This is a genomic window from Providencia sp. PROV024, assembly GCF_032709665.1.
Lineage (GTDB): Bacteria > Pseudomonadota > Gammaproteobacteria > Enterobacterales > Enterobacteriaceae > Providencia > Providencia huashanensis.
Map to the genome: position 1 here is coordinate 817,691 of NZ_CP120545.1, position 21,821 is coordinate 839,511.

Below are 21,821 nucleotides of genomic sequence, written 5' to 3' on the forward strand. Positions count from 1 at the left end.
GCCTTGAAAATATTGATGAAGACAAGCCATGATAACCAGATAAATGAAAAAAACATTAGAGAGCATCATTATGAGAATAGGTATTGACCTTGGTGGTACAAAAATTGAAGTGATTGCACTAGATAATAACGGTGAAACGCTATTTCGTAAGCGGGTCCCTACTCCTAGGGGGGATTATGATGCGACACTTAGGGCCATTGCAAGTTTAGTGAGTGATGCGGAAACTGCGACAGGGCAGTCAGGGAGCGTTGGCGTTGGGATCCCAGGAACATTATCCCCCGTGACAGGAAGGGTTAAAAATGCCAATTCAACATGGTTAAATGGTCAATTTTTTGATGCAGATTTAGGTCAATTACTAGGACGACCCGTTAAAATTGCTAATGATGCGAATTGTTTAGCGGTATCAGAAGCGATTGATGGGGCTGGAGCTGGCGGAAAAGTTGTTTTTGCGGTGATTATTGGTACGGGGTGTGGTGCAGGGGTGGCAATCAATGGGCAAGTTCACTCTGGCGGCAATGGTGTAGCTGGGGAGTGGGGGCATAATCCTCTACCTTGGCAAGATGACCAAGATAGGCTATTTATTGCTGAAGAGCATTGTTATTGTGGGCTAAATGGCTGTACAGAGCAGTTTGTTTCAGGGACGGGGTTTATCGCTGATTATAAAAAGTTAGCAGGAGAATCTAAGACTGGAATAGAAATTATTCAGTTGGCGCAAAATGGTAACAAGCACGCCATCAAAGCATTTGAAAATTACCAGAATCGCCTCGCGAAAGCTTTGGCTCAAGCTGTTAACATGTTAGACCCTGATGTTATTGTGCTAGGTGGGGGGATGAGCAACGTGGATGCGTTGTATGTCAATTTGCCTGAAAAAATACACCAGTGGGTATTTGGTCGGGAGTTCGATACACCAATTCGTAAAGCCGCGCATGGCGATTCTAGTGGCGTGCGCGGTGCTGCATGGCTATTTTCCGCCTAATTCCAATATGTGTTATTGGCTACACTCTGCGAATCGGGCCATATACATTAGTATATGGCCCACGTTATCCTCTTTTGTCGCCTAACGATAAAGCAAAATTTCAGCAAATAATTTAGAGGATTAATTATAATTCAGTATTTAAATAGTTTTTATATTACTTAAATTAAATTTAGGTTAATTAAAATACTATTTAAGTTGTGATACTTATTAAGTCACGTAGGTAACATGGCTAATTATTTTATTTATCAAATTTAATAATGTTTTAATGCCTATTATGTATAGAAAATAGGGAGTGATTTAAATCACAGTTCTCTTTCTCTTCAAAAAATAGATTCAGCAAAATAACTTCAATTATTTGATGTGAATTTGTCACTATTAATTCATTTTTGTGACCGATATAAAAATCAGGCTTGATAAAAAGATGAAAACCGTGATTTAGTCACAAAAAATGGTTACTGTTTGCAGTGTATTATCATTAAAGATTGATGCTATGCACATAGTGTGAATTTTTAACGCTATTTTTGTTTGTTAATTGTTCAATAGCGCGGGATGAAAATACAAATTTGAGAGGCGATTTTCTCTCAGTAATGGCAACGAAGGGGATTACATGAATAAAGTATTGAAGCTTTCAACGCTTGCTATGCTAGTCGCATTTAATGCGAATGCCGCAACGGTTGATTTACGAGTGATGGAAACATCAGATGTTCACAGTAACTTGATTGATTTTGATTATTATAGAGACAAGCCAACCGAACAGTTTGGATATGTACGTACGGCAACACTGATTAATGCCGCAAAAAAAGAAGCAACAAACTCTGTATTAGTCGATAACGGAGACTTAATCCAAGGTAGTCCACTGGCTGACTATATTGTTGGCGAAGGTTTAAAAGAGGGTGAGTCGCATCCGGCACATAAACTATTAAATACGATGGGTTACACAGTAGGTAATTTTGGTAACCACGAATTCAACTTTGGATTAGATTTCCTGCATAAAGCAATTAAAGGTGCTAAATTCCCATACATCAATGCGAATATTATTGATGCAAAAACAGGTGAAAATTACTTTAACCCATACATTATTGTTGATACACCTGTTAAAGATAGGGATGGTAAAACACACACCATCAAAATTGGTTACATCGGCTTTGTACCACCACAAATTCTAATTTGGGATAAGCCAAATCTAGAAGGTAAGGTTTTAGTGAATGATATCACTGAAACTGCGAAAAAATTTGTTCCTCAAATGAAAAAAGAGGGAGCCGATTTAGTTGTTGCTATTCCTCACTCAGGCTTCTCTCAAGAGCCTTATAAAGCAATGGCTGAAAACTCAGTGTATTACCTCAGTGAAGTTCCAGGTATCGATGCCATCATGTTTGGCCATTCACACGGTGTATTCCCAAGCAAAGACTTTAGCGATATTAAAGGTGTTGACGTTACAAAAGGTACAGTCAATGGTGTACCTGCGGTAATGCCAGGTCAATGGGGCGATCATTTAGGTGTCGTTGATTTAGTCGTAAATAATGATGATGGCGGTTGGAAAGTTGTCGATGCGACAGCTCACGCGCGCCCTGTTTATGATAAGCCTAATAAGAAAGCCCTTGTTGAGCGTGATGAATCTCTCGCTAAAATTATCGATAAAGAACACCAAGATACGCGTAAATTTGTTGGTAAACACATCGGTAAAGCATCTGAAAATATGTACAGCTATTTAGCGTTGGTTCAAAGTGACCCAACTGTACAAATTGTTAACGATGCCCAAGTTGATTACACCAAAAACTTTATTCAGGGTGACCCAGACCTTGCTGATTTACCTGTTTTAGCAGCTGCTGCACCATTTAAAGCGGGTGGACGTAAAAATTCTCCAACTGAGTTTATTGAAGTTGAAAAAGGGGATTTAACCTTCCGTAATGCGGCAGATTTATATTTATATCCGAACACACTTGTTGTTGTTAAAGCAACTGGTGCAGATGTTGTGGAATGGTTAGAATGTTCTGCGGGGATGTTTAATCAAATTGACCCACAATCAACAGCACCACAAAGCTTACTAAATTGGAATGGTTTCAGAACTTATAATTTTGATACTATCAGCGGTGTAAATTACCAAATCGACCTGACGCAGCCTGCAAAATATGATGTTGATTGCCAAACGATTAATAAAGATGCTAACCGAATCAAAAATGTAACCTATCAAGGTAAACCAATTGATCCTAAAGCAACTTTCTTAGTAGCAACGAATAACTATCGTGGCTACGGCGGTAAATTTGCGGGAACAGGTGAGAATAATATTGCATTTGCTTCCCCTGATGAAAACCGTTCTATTTTAGCTGCATATATCGCTAAAGAGTCTAAAGATAAAGGGCAAATCGCTACCAAGGCGGCTAATAATTGGTCATTTACACCAATTAAAACAGACAAAAAGCTGGATGTACGCTTTGAAACTGCGCCAAGTGAAAAAGCAGCAAACTTTATCAAAGAAAATGCTCAGTACCCAATGAAACAGGTTGGTACTGATGAGATTGGCTTTGCTATTTACCAAGTTGATTTAACAGCTAAGTAATTATTCAAGTAGTTATCTGAGTTTAAGCCTACCGTTTGGTGGGCTTTTTTATATTTATAAATTGGTGAATATAGAGATAATATGCTTGAAGTGTTGCTAGATAAAATGAGTCTTACGAAAATGTTATTTTGGATAAATAATGCTCGGAATATTATGACTGTATTTAAATTAAATATTCCGAGCTATTTTAATATTAAAAATAAATTATTCATAAAAAACATTCAACATCGGTAGTTTTGTATTTTTGTCATATTCGACTTTAACATAATCAGACTCTACAGTTTTGCCTCCACGTAAAGAACCTGTTATTGATATATCTTTTCCTTTTCGATAACACTTAATATTGACTTGCTCTTTACTTTCCATATTTATAGAGCATTGAGGTTCATAGACATAGCCTGTAAATGTAATTGCACCTCCTGAATAATTATTACTAGCATAGGTGAAAGAAAAACTTGAAAGGATTATAGCAATAGCAGATGTTAGCAAAGATAAACATTTCATAGTCCACCCCCCTTAATAACACAAGCCACTATTATTAGTGCTTTTGTGTTCTTATTTCAGTGTAGTTCAAATATCGGCAATGCAAAATAAAAAATGAGAATATATTGAATGTTTTTTTATTGAGTTTTATATGTTATTGATAATTATGTGTTTTTGTATTTCATTCTAATTGGGGGTTAAAAGGCAATGAAAGATGAAGGAGGAGAGTAGAATTGAAAATGTATCTTTTAGTTAAATGTTATTAATAGTTTTTCAATAATCATTGATAAATCTAGTTAGTTTGGATTAAGTTGCCATTTAATATTTTTGACACATTTAGAATTATTAGGTATCCCTGATGATGACGAAAATGTATTAACTTAAATTAGATTGAAAAATAACCTTCCCACAAAAATATGCAGTAGGAAGGTTATTTGAAAGTTTTGTATATTATTTGAAAACTTTAAAACGCACTTCGTCAGCCATAAAGTCTTTATCACCAGCCGGCGCATTAATTGAGCCAAAAACAAGTTGTGCACGTAATATCCAGTTAGCTGGCACATTCCACGTTTTTTGCACATCATTATCAATTAACGGGTTGTAGTGTTGTAATGAAGCACCAATATTTTCTTGTGATAATGCCGTCCATACTGCAAATTGTGCTATACCGCTAGCTTGTTCAGACCAAATGGGGAAATTATCTGCATATAATGGGAATTGTTCTTGTAAACCAGTCACAATATCTTGATCTTCGAAGAAAAGAACCGACCCCGCACCAGCAGCAAAACTATCAATTTTTTGTTCTGTTGCAGCAAAAGCCTGTTCAGGAACAATTTTACGTAATGCTTCTTTAGTTATGTTCCATAATTTTTTATGTTCCGCACCAAATAAAATCACAACACGTGAAGTTTGGGAGTTAAAGGATGATGGAGAATGTTTTACTGCTTCTTTAATCAATTTTGTAACATGCTCTTCAGACACCGGCAAAGCCTCGCCAAGGTTATAAATAGTACGGCGATTTTTAATCATTTCGATAAATGCATTAGACATTTTGGTCTCCTAGCTTTTCATTAGCGCACGGCATTATTATGGAATAAATTTAAGAAGCCGTAGTTTGTTTCAATGGTTATTACTATAACGGGCTAGAGATAAAATCATAGAAAAAAAATTTAACGATAAGGTTCAAAATTTTGATTTAAGTTTTAAATATTATTATTTTCAATAATATCAATTGATTAGTTGTTATTTTTGTTGATCGTAGGAATATTATGGAATATAAATAGGAAAAATAAATTAAATTGAAAGAAAAAAATTGAGAGAGTAGAAAGACCATCAATAATATATAAGTTCAAAAGAAAAACCCAATGGGGTGGCGTAAGACCCCACTAGGTAAAGTGATAAATAATTAAGCTCAATCTAGCTAGTTAAGGCCTTTGGTCATTTAAAATTTTGAGCCACCAAAGTTATCATTGATATATTTTTTGACTCATTCAGTGTGGTACAGTTTTGTTGGTTTAGCAAATTTAAGGTCAGCTTATTGCTCGTTGTTACAACCAATAAGCTGATACTATGGTTAATTGTTTTGTCATGCTCTCTCTGTATGGCTTAGCCTAGGATTTCAACAAATTAAGTGTGTACTCACTATCATAAAGGCAGTCAATTTACCCGGTACTGTGCAGGGAGTTCGCTAAAGCCAAGCCCATTGGCCTTTTTTACTGCAATTTGAACGGGAATGCGTTCTTTCATTGCTTCAATATGGCTAATTACACCGATGGTTTTACCAGATGCGTTTAAACTTTCTAATGCATCAAGAGCAATATCTAAGGTTTCAGCATCTAAAGTGCCAAAGCCTTCATCTAAAAAGAGTGATTCTAATTGTGTGCGGTTACTCACCATGTCCGATAACGCTAGTGCTAACGCTAAACTGACTAAGAAACTTTCCCCTCCAGATAAGGTTTTAATATCCCTCACGGTATCAGCTTGCCAGCCATCGATGACTTGCAACTCAAGGTTAGACTGATGATTCCGCTGTAATAAATAGCGGCCATGTAGTTTATCAAGTTGTTGATTAGCAAGAGACACTAAACAGTCTAAAGTCAACCCTTGTGCATAACGACGGAATTTATCCCCTTCGGCGGAACCAATCAGCCCACTTAAGTAGCTCCAATCATCATAGCTTAATTGGCTTTTTTCTATTTCCTGTAGCAAACCTTGCTGCTGCTGGCGTAGTTGCTTGTCCATCCCTAACTGGTTAATAATTTGGCCTTGTTCTTGGTTTAACTGTTTAATTTCTTCATCAAGAGCAATAATAGTGGTGTGTATTTGCTCTTCAGGGATATCAGAAAAACCCGTAATCACTTGTTGCTTTAGCGCTTCTATCGCGAGTTGGCATTCTTTATGGCGTGTTTGATTTTGTAAAAGGTTTTGATTGACGCGTTGCTTTAATTCTTCTAACAGTTGTTTTTCCTCTGAGGTTAATAAAGCATCGAGGAATTTTTGTTGGCTGCTAAATGGGCTGTTCTCCAGCGCTTGTGTGAATTGCGACTCAGCCTGATCCCGCGCTGTGGTGGTCTTACGGGTTATTTCAATTAATTCTTGGTAACTTCCATTCATTACAGAAATTGCATTATCAATCTCATTGAGTTGCTTATGCAGTGCTTCCTGTGCTTGGGAAAGCATTTCCTGTTTTGTATTCAATCGCTGAATATATTGACTCACAGGGAGCCCTGAAAGGTGTGTTTTTCGCAAAGTAGATTTCTGTTCTAAATCGATTTCAATGCGTTTTAATTGATGTTTATCGTTATCGAGCTGTTGGTTAAGCTTGTTTAGCTGGTTGGACTCTGATTGTAATGTCGCATTACTAACATCAATTTGTTGGCTGAGTGTTTGTGCCAACATTTTTTGAGTATTAAAAAACTCACCCCGTTGAGTGACTTCAGTTAGCCATGTATCAAATGTTTCGCTTTCCGGTAAGTTGAGGTCAAAAGGAGCTAATGCTAATTGTAGTTGACCTATTTGTTCGCGTTCGCGCTGTTGTATCTGGCATTGTTCTTTTTGGGTTTCATCAAATAACTGTGTTTGGTATTTCAGGCGTTCCTCGATTAATAATTGGTCAGCCTGTAATTGGTTAAAACTGGCTTGTAGTTCATGTTGCTGGTGTTTTGCTTGTTGGTATTCGTGTTCCAACGTCGCAAAATCGGCAACGATTTTTTGTTGGGAGGCCAGTTGGCAAGTCAACTCATCAATTAATTTGGTTACGGATTGTTCGTTCTGAGCAAGTTTTGGTGTAAGTGCTTGCTCACATGTTTTTTGCCAATGGTGAGTAAGCTCTTCTAATTGTGTTTTAACTTTCTGCTGTTGCTGTATGTTTTCGCTTTGGCGTTGGTTTTGTGTTGCTAATAATGATACCAGCCCAGCATGGTGTTGTTTGAGGTTATCCAGTTTTTCGGTTAACTCGTTCAACTGGCTTTGTGTTTCGCTCAGATGAATAGATTTATATTTATCGACTGCTGGGTGTTCAGTTGCTCCACATAATGGGCAAGGTTCACCGGCGATAAGGTGTTGGCGTTCATTTTCTAAACTGACAATTTTCCGCTCTAGCTGCAACTTTTCATTTGTTAGTTTAATGAGTGGGGTTAACTCATTAATTTTTACCTTGGTTATATCTAGCTCTTTTTCAGATTGAGCGAGAGCTTGTGCTATTTCAGCTTGCTGTAGGTGGTGTTGCTGGAACTGTGCCTGAGTTGCGAGGTATTGGGATAACATTAATGGCAGCAACTTAGCGTGTTGTAGGCGGTTCTGTATTTGCTCAATGCGTTGAGTGTTAACCTTAATGTCTTGTTCTTGTTTGCTATTTTTGTAGCGTTCTTCTAATTGACGAAATACCGCCGTGTGTTGTTCTAGTTCGGCACGTTTTTGGGTTAGTTGTTGTGAGTGCTGTTGGTTGTTTTTTTGTAATTGCTGAGTTTCATGTGCGAGCGTTTGTTGTTTTTGAGTTAAATTAGCCCGTTTGTCGGCTAATTCAAAGACAAACTGGCTCTGTTGTTTCCAACTACCTATTTGCGTATGAATGTCGGCATCTTTATGTTTTTCTTCTAAAAATATATGCAACTGCGCTAATTCTTGGGTTGCGCTTTGAATATGATTTTGCGCTTCAATGACTTGTTGTTGCTTCAGCGTAAAAGAAGCCTGCTGCTCTGTTATTTGTTTAGTAAATTCAACCTGTTGCTGCTTTAATTGCGCAATTTGATTGTCAAGTGGGCGAACAATTTCCTCAATGAGTTGGTGCTGTTGTTTCGTGAAATTAATATGTTGTTGATAATCATTTTGGGCTTGTATTAATTTTTGTTGAACAGGGGTTCGTTCACCTTGTTTTATCGTTAAGGCATTATGCAGACGAGTTTGTTTCTCCATTTGTTCAGTGAGTAGTTGCTGTTGGCGCTCGATATCTTGCCATAAGGGACGAAGAAGCTCTGCTGGGCTATTGTCAGCTAATTTTTTCAATTGGGGTTGTGCATTCTCTAGCGCCAACTCAGCATTTTTTAATTCGCTGTCTAATGATTGCATTCGTTGAGTGAGCTGATGGAATTGCTTCCACCAATTAATGGCTTGCTGGTGGTGGTCACGCTTTTGTTTGAGTTGCGTTTCTTGTTGTAATAGCCCTGTTTGTTTTTCTAGCAGTGATTGATGTTCAGATTCGCTAAGTAAATTAATAGCTTGAGCTTTAGCTTTCAGTAGGTCTAAATCAATTTTGGCTTGCTTATGTTGATTAAAAATATATATCGAGATTTGGCTATAGATTTCAGTGCCAGTAATTTCTTCGAGTAAGTCGGCTCGTTCTTTTTCAGATGCGTTTAAAAAGGCGGCAAAATCCCCTTGGGAGAGCAATATAGATTTAGTAAAGCGTTCATAATCTAGGCCTGTAATTTGGGCGATTAAATCTTTTATTTCAGTTATTTTTACTGTCAGTATTTGGTTGTCAGCAACGGTAGCGAGTTCTGCTTTTGGTTGTTGTAGATTCCCATCGGGTTTGCCTCCTGCCCGCCGTTGGCTCCAAAAGGCACGATAAGCTTTGCCTTTTACCTCAAACTCGACCTCTGTTAGGCACTCTCCAGTATGACGGGTCATTAGTTCATTTTGTGAGTTAGAAATGGTCTTTAAGCGAGGAGTTCGGTGGTATAAAGCTAAGCAAATTGCATCAAGTAGGGTGGTTTTACCTGCACCTGTAGCGCCGGTGATCGCAAATAACCCATTGCTAGCAAAAGGCTCTTGGGTAAAGTCGATTTTCCATTCACCTTTGAGGGAGTTAATATTTTTTAGGCGTAAACTTAAAATTTTCATATTGCTCCTTGCTACTCTTGGCGTAATGCGTCGTAAGATTGTTTAAATAGTTGGATAAGACGCTGCTCACGTTCAGGGTCGTCTAATTCCCCTTCAGCCAGACGACGTAAGAAAACGTCCTCGACACTGAGTTCACTCAGAGTTTCATTAGCTAAAGTGGTTGATTGCCCTTGTCGTAGTTTACGAGCGCGACGTAGCAAAACAATTTCAACGGGTAGGTTGTGTGTTAGAGATTCAATACGTTGTTGAATATCAGCAAGGTAATCTTGGGAAGCGACCTCGATATCTAGCCAAACGGGCTTATCGCCTTGGTAATTTCCCCATGCTTCGAGTTGTTTTTCTATGTCTTTTAATGACCCTTTAATGCTTTGCAGTGGTTGAATAATAGGGATTTCTAGTTGTGTGATTTGAGTGAGTTTAGCGCCATTGAATTCGACCAGACAAATACTTTTTAGCTGGGATGTCTCATCAAAACTTAGTGCAATGGGGGAACCACAGTAACGAATATGTTGGTTCCCGCCAATAACCTGAGGGCGATGAATATGCCCAAGAGCGATATAATCTGCGGGGGGAAATGCCCCAGATGGGAAAGCATCTAAAGTACCGATATAAATATCACGAACAGAATCCGTTAAAGCGGCACCGACAACGGTTAGGTGCCCTGTTGCGATAATAGGAAGATCTAACCCCATTGTTGTACGCTGTTCAAGGGCTAGTTGATAACTGGCTTGGTAATGGTTATGGATCGCTGTTTGCAATGATTGTTGTTTTTCTTCAATACTTTGCCCCGCAATACTTAGTTGAATATCGCGTGGTCGCAGAAATGGAATTGCACACACTAAAGCGGCTGGCTGTGACTGTTTATCGCACAAGGTAATAACATTGGGTTCACTACTTGAAGTTATAACGTGAGTATTAAGATAGCTAAGCAATGCGCTAGACTCATTGAGCACAGAGACGGAATCGTGGTTGCCACTTAATATCACTAATTGGCACCCTGTTTTTTGCAAATTAACAATAAACTTATTGTATAACTCACGTGCATAGCTTGGTGGTGAGCCTGTATCAAAAATATCGCCAGCAACAATGATGGCATCAACTTGGTATAATTCGACTTGTTCAACGAGCCAATTTAAGAAGTGTTGGTGCTCAGGCGCACGGCTTTTGGTAAAAAAGTACTGACCAAGGTGCCAGTCAGAAGTATGAATAATGCGCATGAGTAATCAGTTCCTATCATCATTAAGAGCTATGAATATTCTACAAATCAGTATACCTGATCCCGCTAATTCATAGGGGAAAGTCAATTAATTTCTCATCTATTGCGGAAATATTTCACTTAGATGACATTTAACCGCTAAAATATAGAGGAATGTGTACTATATAGATTGATATTCATAATTCTGTCATAAAAGTGACGCATAATGCGTTCACATTAAAAATGTCTTCTTAGTTTACAGGAACAATCATGGCAAGACGCATTCTAGTTGTTGAAGATGAAGCGCCCATCCGAGAAATGGTTTGTTTTGTGTTAGAACAGAATGGTTTTCAGCCTATTGAAGCTGATGATTATGACAGTGCCATCGCTCAGATGGTCGACCCTTTACCTGATTTAGTATTACTTGATTGGATGATCCCCGGTGGTTCTGGTATCCAAGTGATTAAACACATGAAGCGTGATAGCGCCACGCGTGATGTTCCAGTCATGATGTTGACGGCTCGGGGAGAAGAGGAAGATCGCGTAAAGGGTTTAGAAGTTGGCGCTGATGACTATTTGATTAAGCCGTTTTCCCCAAAAGAATTAATTGCCCGAGTGAAGGCGATTTTACGTCGCATTTCACCAATGGCAACAGAAGATATTATTGAAATGAATGGGTTAACGCTAGATCCAACTTCCCATCGTGTGACCAGTAATGAGACGCCTATTGATATGGGGCCGACAGAGTATAAGCTCTTACATTTCTTTATGACCCACCCGGAGCGTGTATATAGCCGTGAACAGTTATTGAATTATGTCTGGGGGGCTAATGTGTATGTGGAAGATAGAACTGTAGATGTGCATATTCGGCGTTTGCGAAAAGCGTTGGAAATTGGTGGGCATGATAAAATGGTTCAAACTGTGCGCGGTACAGGTTATCGTTTCTCGGTTCGTTATTGAAAACTACCTAAAGAGAGGCATGCGTGCTTGAACGCTTATCCATTAAACAGCTGATTTTAGGGCTGTTTTTATTTATCTTACCAGCACTGATATTATCAGTTTTTATTGGCCACTTACCTTGGCTATTGGTGATATCACTGCTGGCCGCGCTAGTTTGGCATGGGTATAATTTATTAAAACTTTCCTATTGGCTCTGGTTAGATAAAAGTATGCTGCCACCGGAAGGGCGTGGAGGTTGGGAGCCTATCTTTTACGGTATCTACCAGATGCAGCAACGTAACCGTAAGCGCCGTCGTGAATTAGGCCAATTAATTAAACGTTTTCGAAGTGGTGCTGAATCCTTACCTGATGCGGTAGTCATGATGACAACCGAAGGGACGATTTTTTGGTGTAATCGTCACGCCCAAGCTTTACTGGGTTTTCGCTGGCCAGAAGATAATGGTCAACATATTTTTAATTTGTTGCGTTACCCTGATTTTAGCCGTTATTTTTCCATTAAAAATTACGAGCAAGCGCTAACTATTGAGCTTAATAGTGGTGAGATTGTTGAGTTTCGTATCTTACCTTATACCGAAGGGCAGTTATTGATGGTGGCACGAGATGTCACAGAAAAACGCCGTTTGGAAAAGGCTCGTAGGGATTTTTTTGCGAATGTAAGCCATGAATTACGTACTCCTCTTACCGTTATTCAGGGTTATCTTGAAGTGATGGATGACCAAGAAGGGGTACCTGCAGTTAATAAAAAAGCCTTGCATGTTATGCAAGAGCAAACGCAGCGGATGGATAATTTAGTTAAGCAACTGTTGCAGTTATCCCGTATTGAAATTGCCCCACAAATCAACCTTGATGAACAAGTTAATATCCCGTTGATTCTCAAAATGATTGAGCAAGAAGCTCTGAGTTTAAGTCAGGGGCGTCATCAGTTTGTGTTTAATATTGATGAAAAACTGCGGGTTCATGGCAATGAAGAGCAGTTACGTAGCGCGGTTGCAAACTTAGTGTATAACGCAATAAGTCATACACCGGAAGGGTCAAAGATTTGGGTTGATTGGCAAAGAAATTATAGTGGTGCACGTTTTAGCGTGAGGGACAATGGTCCAGGTATCCCTGCAGAACATATTCCACGCCTCACTGAGCGGTTTTATCGGGTAGATAAAGCGCGTTCACGGCAAGGTGGCGGTGGGACAGGTCTTGGGTTAGCTATCGTCAAACATGCGGTTCAACATCATAGTAGCCAATTAGTGGTGACTAGCCAGATTGGTAAAGGGAGTGAATTTTCATTTACTTTACCAACGGTGTTAATTGTTGATGATAAAAACCTTAAAAAGTCATAAATAACTCCACTTTATTAATAGAATCAAAATATTAATAAAGTGGATTCTTTTTATTAATCGATTGATTAATTCTATTAATTCATTTTTTTTATATTTTATCCCACCAACTGTTCATTTTGAAAAAATATATCCTGAAAATTATCGAAATATGGGGGTGACAAAATGATGGGTTGTTTGTTTTTCGAGCAAATCATATAACGGGGATTGTGATTTTACTGAAAGGAATCACTGGTTCTGAAAATTAGTTTAGTGATTTACTCTTGTTTTCACGTTTGCTATTGCCTTTTTGCCCTATAAAAGTTCTACTTGTTGTCAGTTATTGGCGAATTTTTCTGTTTATTAATTTTTCATTTTGTCAAATGCAAAAGAACATACCTTTTTGTATTGTTAATAGTATGTTTCTCAGAATTCTATCTCGCTATATATATTTCAAAGGGTTGCTAAGTGTAAACCCATAACTTTCTATTTTCGTCACTAAAAATTAACATAATATGGCTCATCGTTTATCATCTAGAGATATCATCGCATTAGGTTTTATGACCTTTGCGTTATTTGTTGGGGCTGGGAATATTATCTTCCCGCCTATGGTTGGTTTGCAGGCAGGGGAACAAGTTTGGACGGCAGCACTTGGGTTTCTTGTTACAGGTGTCGGTCTACCCGTTTTAACCGTTATTGCCCTTGCTAAAGTGGGTGGGGGGATTGAAGCCCTTAGTACCCCAGTGGGGAAAACAGCAGGGTTACTACTCGCGGTTATTGCTTATCTATCTGTCGGCCCTCTTTTCGCTACACCAAGAACGGCAACAGTGTCCTATAAAGTCGGTATCGCACCATTATTTGGTGGTGAATCTGACATGTTGTTACTGATCTACAGCCTAGTGTACTTTGTCTTAGTTATTGGTATTTCACTGTATCCAGGTAAATTACTAGATAGCGTAGGGCACATCTTGGCCCCTGTAAAAATGCTTGCTTTAGCTATTTTAGGCGTGGCTGCGGTAATGTGGCCTGCAGGCGACCCAATCCCTTCAACGGTAGATTACCGTGAAATGGCTTTCTCCAATGGTTTCATTAATGGTTATTTGACCATGGATACTCTTGGTGCCATGGTATTTGGTATTGTCATTGTTAATGCCGCCCGCTCAAGGGGGATTGAAAACTCTTCGTTATTGACGCGTTATACGATGTGGGCAGGTTTAATTGCTGGGGTATTATTAACGCTGGTTTATTTATCCTTATTTAAACTGGGCGAAAATAGCGGTTCTTTAATCCCTAACCCAGCAGATGGTGCAGATATTCTGCATACATATGTACAATACACTTTCGGTAACTATGGCAGTTTCTTCTTAGCCGTATTAATTTTTGTGGCGTGTATGGTTACTGCGGTTGGTTTAACCTGTGCATGTGCAGAATTTTTTAGCCGCTATGTATCTATTTCTTATCGTAAATTAGTTTTGATCCTAGGGGTTTTCTCCATGGTGATATCAAACCTTGGTTTAAGTAAACTAATTGCGTTTTCATACCCCGTGTTGGTCTCTATTTATCCACCATGTATTGTTTTGATTTTATTGAGTTTTACTCTGAAGTGGTGGAAGAATCCGACCGTGGTTATTGCCCCAACCATGTTAGTTAGTTTTGTTGTTGGTTTAATTGGCGCAGTTAAAGCCTCTGATCACTTAAAAGTGTATATCCCTGAGTGGATGACAGCAATGCCACTGTATAAGCAAGATTTAGTATGGGTATTGCCAACAATTGTTGTGTTAGTGGTTGCAATTTTGTGTGATAAATTTGTGTCACCGGCGGCGCAACATAAACAAGCGTAATCTAATTCACATGCTGATTTTTAGCTAATAAGACAAAGAGGAAAATACATTTTATCCTTCTTTGTTCGCAAGTTTAAATGCCCCCGTCATTATGGCGGGGGCATTTTTTTCAGGTATTAGTCAACCCCAACGGCACTCCCAGCAGGGCGTCGGACATCGTTAGAGCCATAAATAAAGCCTTCACGTACTTTTCCTGAAACAGCAGAATCATTGCCTGATGATTTGGCACTGACGCCAGCCCCTTCTGGAATGGCGACCATAATCAGCTCAGCTGCGCCCCAAGGGGTTTGTTCAACCATCTTGTAACCCATTTTATCAAGCAGGGCTAAGCTATCTTTAGAGACACCTCTTTGCTCATAATACACTTCATCTGGTAACCATTGATGATGGACCCTCGGTGCATTAACAGCTTCTTGTGGTGGCATACCGTGGTCAATAATATTTAATGCTGTTTGTAAGGTGATAGAAATAATTCTTGAGCCACCAGGCGAGCCTAATACTAAGAATACCTTGCCATCTTTGGTCACAATGGTTGGGCTCATTGAGGACAGGGGGCGTTTACCCGGAGCAATAGAATTGCGCTCACCTTGTACTAAACCATATAGATTTTTTTCTCCCACTTTAGTCGTAAAATCATCCATTTCATCGTTTAGAAAGAAGCCTGTCCCCGGTGGGATCACGACAGAACCAAAGCGACCATTGATAGTATAAGTAGTTGAAACTGCGTTACCTTTTTCATCAACGATAGAATAGTGCGTCGTCTCTGGTTTTTCGTGTGGTCCCATACCCGGTTGAACTTGAGTTGATGGTGTTGCTTGATTAGGTTTTATTTCCTTACGTAATTCTTCCGCGTAAGTTTTACTCAGTAGTTTTTCTGTTGGGTTATCTACAAATTCAGGGTCACCAAGGAAGGTATTTCTATCCATATAAGCATGGCGCATAGCTTCAGTTAGCGTATGGATATAATCCGCAGAATTAAAACCCATTTCTTTGAGGTCATAGCCTTCTAAAATATTGAGGGTTTGGCAAATGGTAACGCCTCCAGAACTTGGGGGTGGCGCCGAAATGAATTTATAACCTCTATAGGTACAGCTAATAGGGGTTGTATCTGTGATGGTATAATCTGCAAAGTCTTTTGCCGTCAAAATACCGGCATTTTTCTTTGAGGCTTCCTCGATAATTTTGGGGATTTCTCCCTCATAGAAGGCGGAAGGCCCATTTTTAGCAATTTTTTCTAGGGTATTGGCTAAATCGCTTTGCACTAATAAATCGCCCGGTTGATAAGGGCTACCATTAGGTTTTAAGAAGATACGTGCGACTTCTGGGTCTTGTTTAAAACGCTCAGTGGTTGTGTCTAACACATCGGTATCTGCACGGGTTAGTACAAAACCTTCTCTAGCTAATTTGATAGCAGGCTCCATCACCTGTTGACGGCTCATTGTGCCATATTTTTCTAAGGCGTAGTCTAAGCCTTTGACCGTTCCCGGTACACCGGAAGCTAGGTAGCCATACAGGCTGGCATCTTTGATTAACTTACCCTCTTTATCGAGATACATATCAGCACTTGCTGCGGCAGGAGCGGTTTCTCTAAAGTTGATAAATAAATCTTTTCCATCTGCCAAATGAATGGTCATAAAGCCGCCGCCGCCAATATTACCACAGCATGGGTTCACAACCGCTTGGGCATAACCGACAGCAACAGCTGCATCTATCGCATTACCACCAGATTTGAGGATATCCGCACCAATCTGCGAGGCTAAATGTTGGGATGAAACAACCATGCCTTTCTTGGCTTCAACGGCAGGTTCTGATGCGGCAAAGAGTTGAGTTGAAAATAATAAGGAAAGTAATAAAGCAGCAGGGCGTAATGATGTTCTGATCATTAGTATCTCCCAGTTAAGGTAAGGTTTGATGTAACACAAATTAATAATATGAATGATTTGTTAATTATTTGTGTTTTTAATGTATAGCATACAATAGTGCGGAATGTTGAATATTTGAGTTAATAAGTGTTAACTTGGTAGGGTTATTTATGAATAAGCAGGGATTAAATATGGATAGGAAAAGGGCTCAAAAAGAGCCCGTAAAGTATATTATTTTTTGTTAAACAACGACATGTGGACCCAGCCATTATTGGTTAAAATGAGAGGGCTTTGTTGTGCACGCTCAGCATGTGTTTGTGCTGATTGAATTTGCGGGTAAGCCGCCATCACTTTTTCATTTTTAGCCCATGGAGCCACATCTTCCAGTTTTTGGGTATAGTTGGCTATAGAGATTTTCTGCCCACCGCGTTCAGCGGGTTCAGTAAAGTTTGTGACTTCATTGACGACTAATTTGCCAGTGCAAAAGCTACCGCGTCCTGAAAATTGAGATTGTTTTTCGTCGTAGAATTTCTCACCTTCACTAGTCAGCGTATATTCAACCCCTTCGCCAGTATGTTCCCCACTCCACATGTCTTTCATGGTGACTTGTTTTTCAGCTTTAGCTAGCAAGCCCGCATCAACTAAGGTATCGAGTTGTTCAATATTACGAGCGCTAAATTTCGTGATAAAGCCTGCTGGCATTTGACCGACATTGATGCAAATAACTTTTCTAGTATCAAGGTAGTCTTGGATGGATTTTTTGAAGTTACTTTCAGATGCGGTTTGGCTGTTGTCACAGCCAGCAAGCAATGCACTGATAATAGCCACTGAGGCTGCGAGTTTTAAGTTCATTTTCCTATACCTAGTTTTCGTTATTTTTATTTAAATTAAAGATGCGATAGTTTAATTGGAGCATCTAAAAATGATGAATTTGTAACTAAATGTCGCTAAATGTAACCATATTATAAATGGAGTAGGGTTTACAGTAAGAATGAGGGGGGAAAGTGGGGTTTTGGCGTGATTTGGGAACTTTCTGACGTAATGATATGTAGCGAATAATGGGGATTTTAGGCAAATAAAAAAGCGGGCATCTGCCCGCTTTTTAAAAACTCATATCACTGATTACAGTTTGGTAGAGTTTTTAGTCAGGTAATCAGCAACGCCTTTCGGAGATGCATTCATGCCTTCTTTACCTTTTTCCCACTGAGCTGGGCATACATCACCGTGCTCTTCGTGGAATTGTAAAGCGTCAACCATACGGATCATTTCATCGATGTTACGGCCTAATGGTAGGTCGTTAACTACTTGGTGGCGAACAATACCGTTTTTATCGACGAGGAAAGAACCACGCAGTGCAACACCTGCATCTGGGTGTTCGATGCCGTATGCTTTAATGATTTCACGTTTGATATCAGCAACCATCGGATATTTAACTTCACCGATACCACCGTTATCTACAGGGGTTTTACGCCATGCGTTATGAACAAACTCAGAGTCAAAAGAAACACCAACCACTTCAACACCACGTTTTTTGAATTCTTCGTAGCGGTGGTCAAATGCGATCAGCTCTGAAGGGCAAACGAAAGTAAAGTCCATTGGCCAGAAGAAGATGACAGCTGGACGACCGTTCAGGTGGTTTTTCAGGTTGAAGTTATCAACAATTTCACCGTTACCTAAAACAGCAGCAGCAGTAAAGTCAGGGGCTTGACGTGTTACCAGAACCATAATTTACTCCTATGAGTTTGAATTAAAGGTTTTTTGCCCTTATCCATTTTTAATCTAAACGGATATTTAGGACATAGACTTCCAAAAGAATAAGGAATTATCTTTTGATAATAAAGGCATTTAAACCAATTATTGTGATAGGTTTTGCCTATCAATCATAATGCTTTATGAAATTAATATCAATAAGATAGTTTTATTCCATTAAAGTGCAAGCTTTAATTTATTACTTTGTATTAATTGTGACATCTTGTACAAAAAAATGTTGCAGCGCGTTTGCCATCATTTGTGGGTAGAATTGGAAGAAAATATTTTCAAGCTGATTATATTGCAATAAAAAATCATCAAATGAACCACTTAGCGCCCCCAGTTTTGGCCGCCTTCTGGCCATACCATTGAGTGATTTGCCTATATAGTTTTTATCTGCATAACGAATTAGCCAGTGTTGTGGCCACAAGTATTCATTTAACTCTTGGAATTTTTCAGGAGTATGACACAGTTGAGGTTCAATTGTTTTTCGGCAATAGCGCACAAAATCTACTAGTGGCAGAGTCGGTTCAAGAGTTGACCAATGTAGCGATAAAAAATGATCCCAGACTAAATCTAATGTAATAGGGGCAACACGGCGGTACTCATCACGAAATAGGCCTTTCGCTTCTTTGACTAGCGGGTGAGTGTCGGTGACCCTATCGACGGTTCGGTGCATAAATATACCCGCGACAATCTCAGGTGAGTATCGCCCAGTAGGGTTACCGCGGACGTAGTCAGCCATGATGTTACCCAATAGGGAACTATGGGCGATATGAGCGAGGTGTAGGTGTGCTAAATAATTCACTTTAAAATGTCCGTCGTCTTTCAAACCACTGGGGTGTTAGCTTTGTAAAGCCACCCGAATCACATACTCATGTATGCTCATCGGGATATCTTTACTTGCTGCCTACCTGTGATTCGAAACCCATAGGACATGTAGCGCAGCTTAGCTAACTTTTTGATTGCTCAAACTATAGCAGTAATTACGTTTAATTCGAAACTTACAGGGCATGACTTGAAAATGGAGTAAAAAACCTTCCTTAATTTGCAGCTTATAGGTATCAGTATTGAGAAACAAAAGAAAAAAGATTGAAATAAATTTGTCATGAAATCTTAGCAAAACAGAAATAATTCATTCTTTGAATGGATAAATAGTACGCAGAATTTTTTGCTAACAAAATATTTGTTAAATAATGGCGAATATTTATACTATTTTGCGCTTATTTCTTGCGCCAAAGGCGGTGCGGCACTAGACTAGTCGCCTGTTTTTTTAGATTGATGTCAATACAATGCGTGTTTCTGATTTTACTTTTCAATTACCTGAAGAACTGATTGCCCACTATCCACAGGCGGAACGTAGCGCTTGCCGCTTATTAAGTCTGGATGGAAGCTCGGGGCAGCTAACGCATGGTGTTTTTACAGATGTTCTAGAAAAATTGGAGAAAGGGGATTTACTGGTATTCAATAATACCCGCGTGATCCCAGCAAGGTTGTTTGGTCGCAAAGTCAGCGGCGGTAAAATTGAAGTTCTCATTGAGCGTATGTTAGATCAACACCGTGTATTGGCCCATGTTCGCGCATCAAAAGCACCGAAAGAGGGGGCTGAACTGTTGTTGGGTGAAGATGAAAGTGTCAAAGCCACGATGATGGCGCGTCACGGTGCCTTATTTGAACTGCGTTTTGATGATGAACGGGATGTTTTGAGCATTTTAAACCAAATTGGTCATATGCCATTACCCCCTTACATCGACCGGCCTGATGAAGAAGCGGATAAAGAGCTTTATCAAACTGTGTATAGTGAAAAACCGGGGGCTGTAGCAGCGCCAACGGCGGGTTTGCACTTTGACGAGCCTTTACTTGAAGCTTTGCGCCAAAAAGGCGTTGAAATGGCATTTGTTACCTTACATGTCGGCGCAGGTACTTTCCAACCTGTTCGTGTTGATACTATCGAAGATCACATTATGCACTCCGAATATGCGGAAGTGCCACAAGATGTGGTTGATGCGGTATTAGCCTGTAAGGCGCGTGGCAATCGCGTTGTTGCTGTAGGAACAACGTCTGTGCGCTCACTGGAAAGTGCGGCTAAAGCTAGCCAAGATGCCTTGATTGCTCCATTTTTTGATGATACCCAGATTTTTATTTATCCCGGGTATGAATATCAAGTGATAGACGCACTTATCACTAATTTCCACTTACCAGAATCAACATTAATTATGTTGGTTTCTGCGTTTGCGGGATATAAAAATACTATCAATGCGTACAAAGAGGCGGTTGAACAAAAGTATCGTTTCTTTAGTTACGGTGATGCTATGTTCATCACACCCAATGCGAATGCACCATTCGAAAAAATTGGGGAATAATCAGTTCGAGCGGTGGCGTTGGCTGCTTGCTTAGCAAATTAATATTATCGACAGCATCAGACTGTTTTTCTGATTGCGTCACAAAAACATTTTGTCAGCGATAAATATTAACTTAATAGAATCAGTCATTTACTATGGAAAGTTTCAGTGGGTGGCTGTTTTCTATATTTGCTTGTGCCAAAAACGTGACAGTGTTGCTGTATTTGGCTAAATGTTCACCACTAAGGTGAGCGTATTTATTGACCATTTCTAGTGTCTCCCATCCTCCCATTTCTTTTAACATCATTAATGGAGTTCCGTTTTGAATGTGCCAACTTGCCCATGTGTGCCTTAAGTCGTGAAAGCGAAAATCATCAAGGCCAGTTAACTTTGTTGCATTTGCAAAATCAGTGCGGCTAATTTGATTTATTTTACTTCCATCAACAGAGAATACATGGTCAGAGTTTTTTTCTATTGAGTTTAAAATAGTAATAGCATCATCATTTAGAGGAACAGCTCTACCTCTTCCTGACTTAGCGTTGTCTGCCGTAACAGATGCAACTTTCCTTTTTAAATTCACGTTAGACCATGTCAGTGATAGAATTTCGCCCTTTCTCATCCCTGTAAGCAAGGCGAAAGACACAACGCGCTTCATCCAATCCAGCCTGAGATTTTCTACCAATTCACTAGCAACGTCTTTTTCTATCCATCTAACTCTAACTTTCGGCTCCCTTAATCTGGCGACATATGGACACTTATCTATCCACCCCATTTTGTGAGCCAGAGAGAAGCATCGAATAATAAATGCCCTGTAGCGATTAATAGTTGCGTTTGATAGTCGTTTTCCTGTGGTGTTATTATGCGTTGGTAGCTTATCGAGTATTTCAGATCCAGTTATGGTGGCTATATTTCTGTTAGCGAAAACAACTCGAAAATATTTTGCGTATATTTTTTTGTTGCTATAACTGGACTGCCCTTCTGCATCCTTGATCCCCAACTTCAGTATGTCATCAGTTGAGCGGTCAGGTCTTTTTTCCAACCGCTCGATAGCCCATTGCTCATGCTTTACTTTATCGTGATACTCTTGCGCCTTTAGCTTGTCGCTTATCCCAGTAGAGCGTCTAATTCTCTTGCCGTCTGGTGTTGAGATATCAATCCAGTAGACATCTCCCCTTTTGTATATAGGCATTCTGTGGTCTCCTTCTT

At 39.5% G+C, this 21,821-nt stretch carries 15 protein-coding genes; 6 read left to right on the top strand and 9 right to left on the bottom strand.

All coding sequences use genetic code 11. The features are described from left to right. Window positions 1-70 precede the first annotated feature (70 nt). Both mak and P3L56_RS03505 read left to right on the top strand, forming a co-directional pair. On the top strand, window positions 71-976 hold the full coding sequence (gene mak, locus P3L56_RS03500; protein WP_198861428.1) for a fructokinase: 906 nt from the start codon (window positions 71-73) through the stop codon (window positions 974-976). Window positions 977-1,583: 607 nt separating this feature from the next. Continuing rightward, window positions 1,584-3,533, top strand: coding sequence for a bifunctional 2',3'-cyclic-nucleotide 2'-phosphodiesterase/3'-nucleotidase (locus P3L56_RS03505; protein WP_042846963.1), 1,950 nt, complete (start codon window positions 1,584-1,586; stop codon window positions 3,531-3,533). A 204-nt stretch (window positions 3,534-3,737) separates the two neighbouring features. On the opposite strand, the gene P3L56_RS03510 is transcribed toward P3L56_RS03505, so the two are convergent. The 4 genes from P3L56_RS03510 to sbcD all read right to left on the bottom strand — a co-directional run bounded on the left by P3L56_RS03510 (window position 3,738) and on the right by sbcD (window position 10,573). Beyond that, complete coding sequence (locus P3L56_RS03510) at window positions 3,738-4,037, bottom strand: hypothetical protein (RefSeq protein ID WP_048608407.1); 300 nt, start codon at window positions 4,035-4,037, stop codon at window positions 3,738-3,740. A gap of 429 nt (window positions 4,038-4,466) precedes the next feature. Then, entirely contained in the window at window positions 4,467-5,066 is a 600-nt protein-coding gene (locus tag P3L56_RS03515; RefSeq protein WP_272686199.1) for a nitroreductase family protein, read from the bottom strand. Between the two features lie 606 nt (window positions 5,067-5,672). Continuing rightward, entirely contained in the window at window positions 5,673-9,356 is a 3,684-nt protein-coding gene (locus P3L56_RS03520; protein ID WP_166686976.1) for an SbcC/MukB-like Walker B domain-containing protein, read from the bottom strand. Window positions 9,357-9,367: 11 nt separating this feature from the next. Beyond that, window positions 9,368-10,573 (bottom strand): exonuclease subunit SbcD, encoded by a 1,206-nt coding sequence (gene sbcD / locus P3L56_RS03525; RefSeq protein WP_198861139.1) that lies wholly within the window; start codon window positions 10,571-10,573, stop codon window positions 9,368-9,370. 248 nt (window positions 10,574-10,821) lie between these two features. Between sbcD and phoB the strand changes: the two genes are divergently transcribed. The 3 genes from phoB (at window position 10,822) to brnQ (ending at window position 14,662) form a co-directional block, all read left to right on the top strand. Beyond that, window positions 10,822-11,511 carry a phosphate regulon transcriptional regulator PhoB gene (phoB, locus tag P3L56_RS03530; protein WP_042846958.1) on the top strand — a complete coding sequence of 230 codons (690 nt, stop codon included), beginning with the start codon at window positions 10,822-10,824 and terminating at the stop codon, window positions 11,509-11,511. 23 nt (window positions 11,512-11,534) lie between these two features. Next, complete coding sequence (gene phoR, locus P3L56_RS03535) at window positions 11,535-12,845, top strand: phosphate regulon sensor histidine kinase PhoR (RefSeq protein WP_166685952.1); 1,311 nt, start codon at window positions 11,535-11,537, stop codon at window positions 12,843-12,845. A 491-nt stretch (window positions 12,846-13,336) separates the two neighbouring features. Then, window positions 13,337-14,662, top strand: coding sequence for a branched-chain amino acid transport system II carrier protein (gene brnQ, locus P3L56_RS03540; protein WP_048608400.1), 1,326 nt, complete (start codon window positions 13,337-13,339; stop codon window positions 14,660-14,662). A gap of 116 nt (window positions 14,663-14,778) precedes the next feature. Here the strand turns inward: brnQ and ggt are convergent, their stop codons facing one another. The 4 genes from ggt to P3L56_RS03560 all read right to left on the bottom strand — a co-directional run bounded on the left by ggt (window position 14,779) and on the right by P3L56_RS03560 (window position 19,081). Further along, the gene (ggt, locus tag P3L56_RS03545; protein WP_210831650.1) at window positions 14,779-16,545 is read right to left on the bottom strand and encodes a gamma-glutamyltransferase; all 1,767 of its coding nucleotides are present in this window, start codon (window positions 16,543-16,545) and stop codon (window positions 14,779-14,781) included. Between the two features lie 210 nt (window positions 16,546-16,755). Further along, window positions 16,756-17,376, bottom strand: a complete 621-nt coding sequence (locus tag P3L56_RS03550; protein WP_042846954.1) for a hypothetical protein — start codon at window positions 17,374-17,376, stop codon at window positions 16,756-16,758. Window positions 17,377-17,646: 270 nt separating this feature from the next. Beyond that, the gene (locus P3L56_RS03555; RefSeq protein ID WP_042846953.1) at window positions 17,647-18,249 is read right to left on the bottom strand and encodes a peroxiredoxin C; all 603 of its coding nucleotides are present in this window, start codon (window positions 18,247-18,249) and stop codon (window positions 17,647-17,649) included. A 223-nt stretch (window positions 18,250-18,472) separates the two neighbouring features. Then, window positions 18,473-19,081, bottom strand: a complete 609-nt coding sequence (locus P3L56_RS03560; protein ID WP_042846952.1) for an ACP phosphodiesterase — start codon at window positions 19,079-19,081, stop codon at window positions 18,473-18,475. Window positions 19,082-19,565: 484 nt separating this feature from the next. Between P3L56_RS03560 and queA the strand changes: the two genes are divergently transcribed. Then, window positions 19,566-20,636, top strand: a complete 1,071-nt coding sequence (gene queA / locus P3L56_RS03565; RefSeq protein ID WP_042846951.1) for a tRNA preQ1(34) S-adenosylmethionine ribosyltransferase-isomerase QueA — start codon at window positions 19,566-19,568, stop codon at window positions 20,634-20,636. 121 nt (window positions 20,637-20,757) lie between these two features. On the opposite strand, the gene P3L56_RS03570 is transcribed toward queA, so the two are convergent. After that, a complete protein-coding gene (locus tag P3L56_RS03570; protein ID WP_272686198.1) occupies window positions 20,758-21,804 on the bottom strand; it encodes a tyrosine-type recombinase/integrase in 1,047 nt (348 codons plus the stop codon). Window positions 21,805-21,821: the final 17 nt, after the last annotated feature.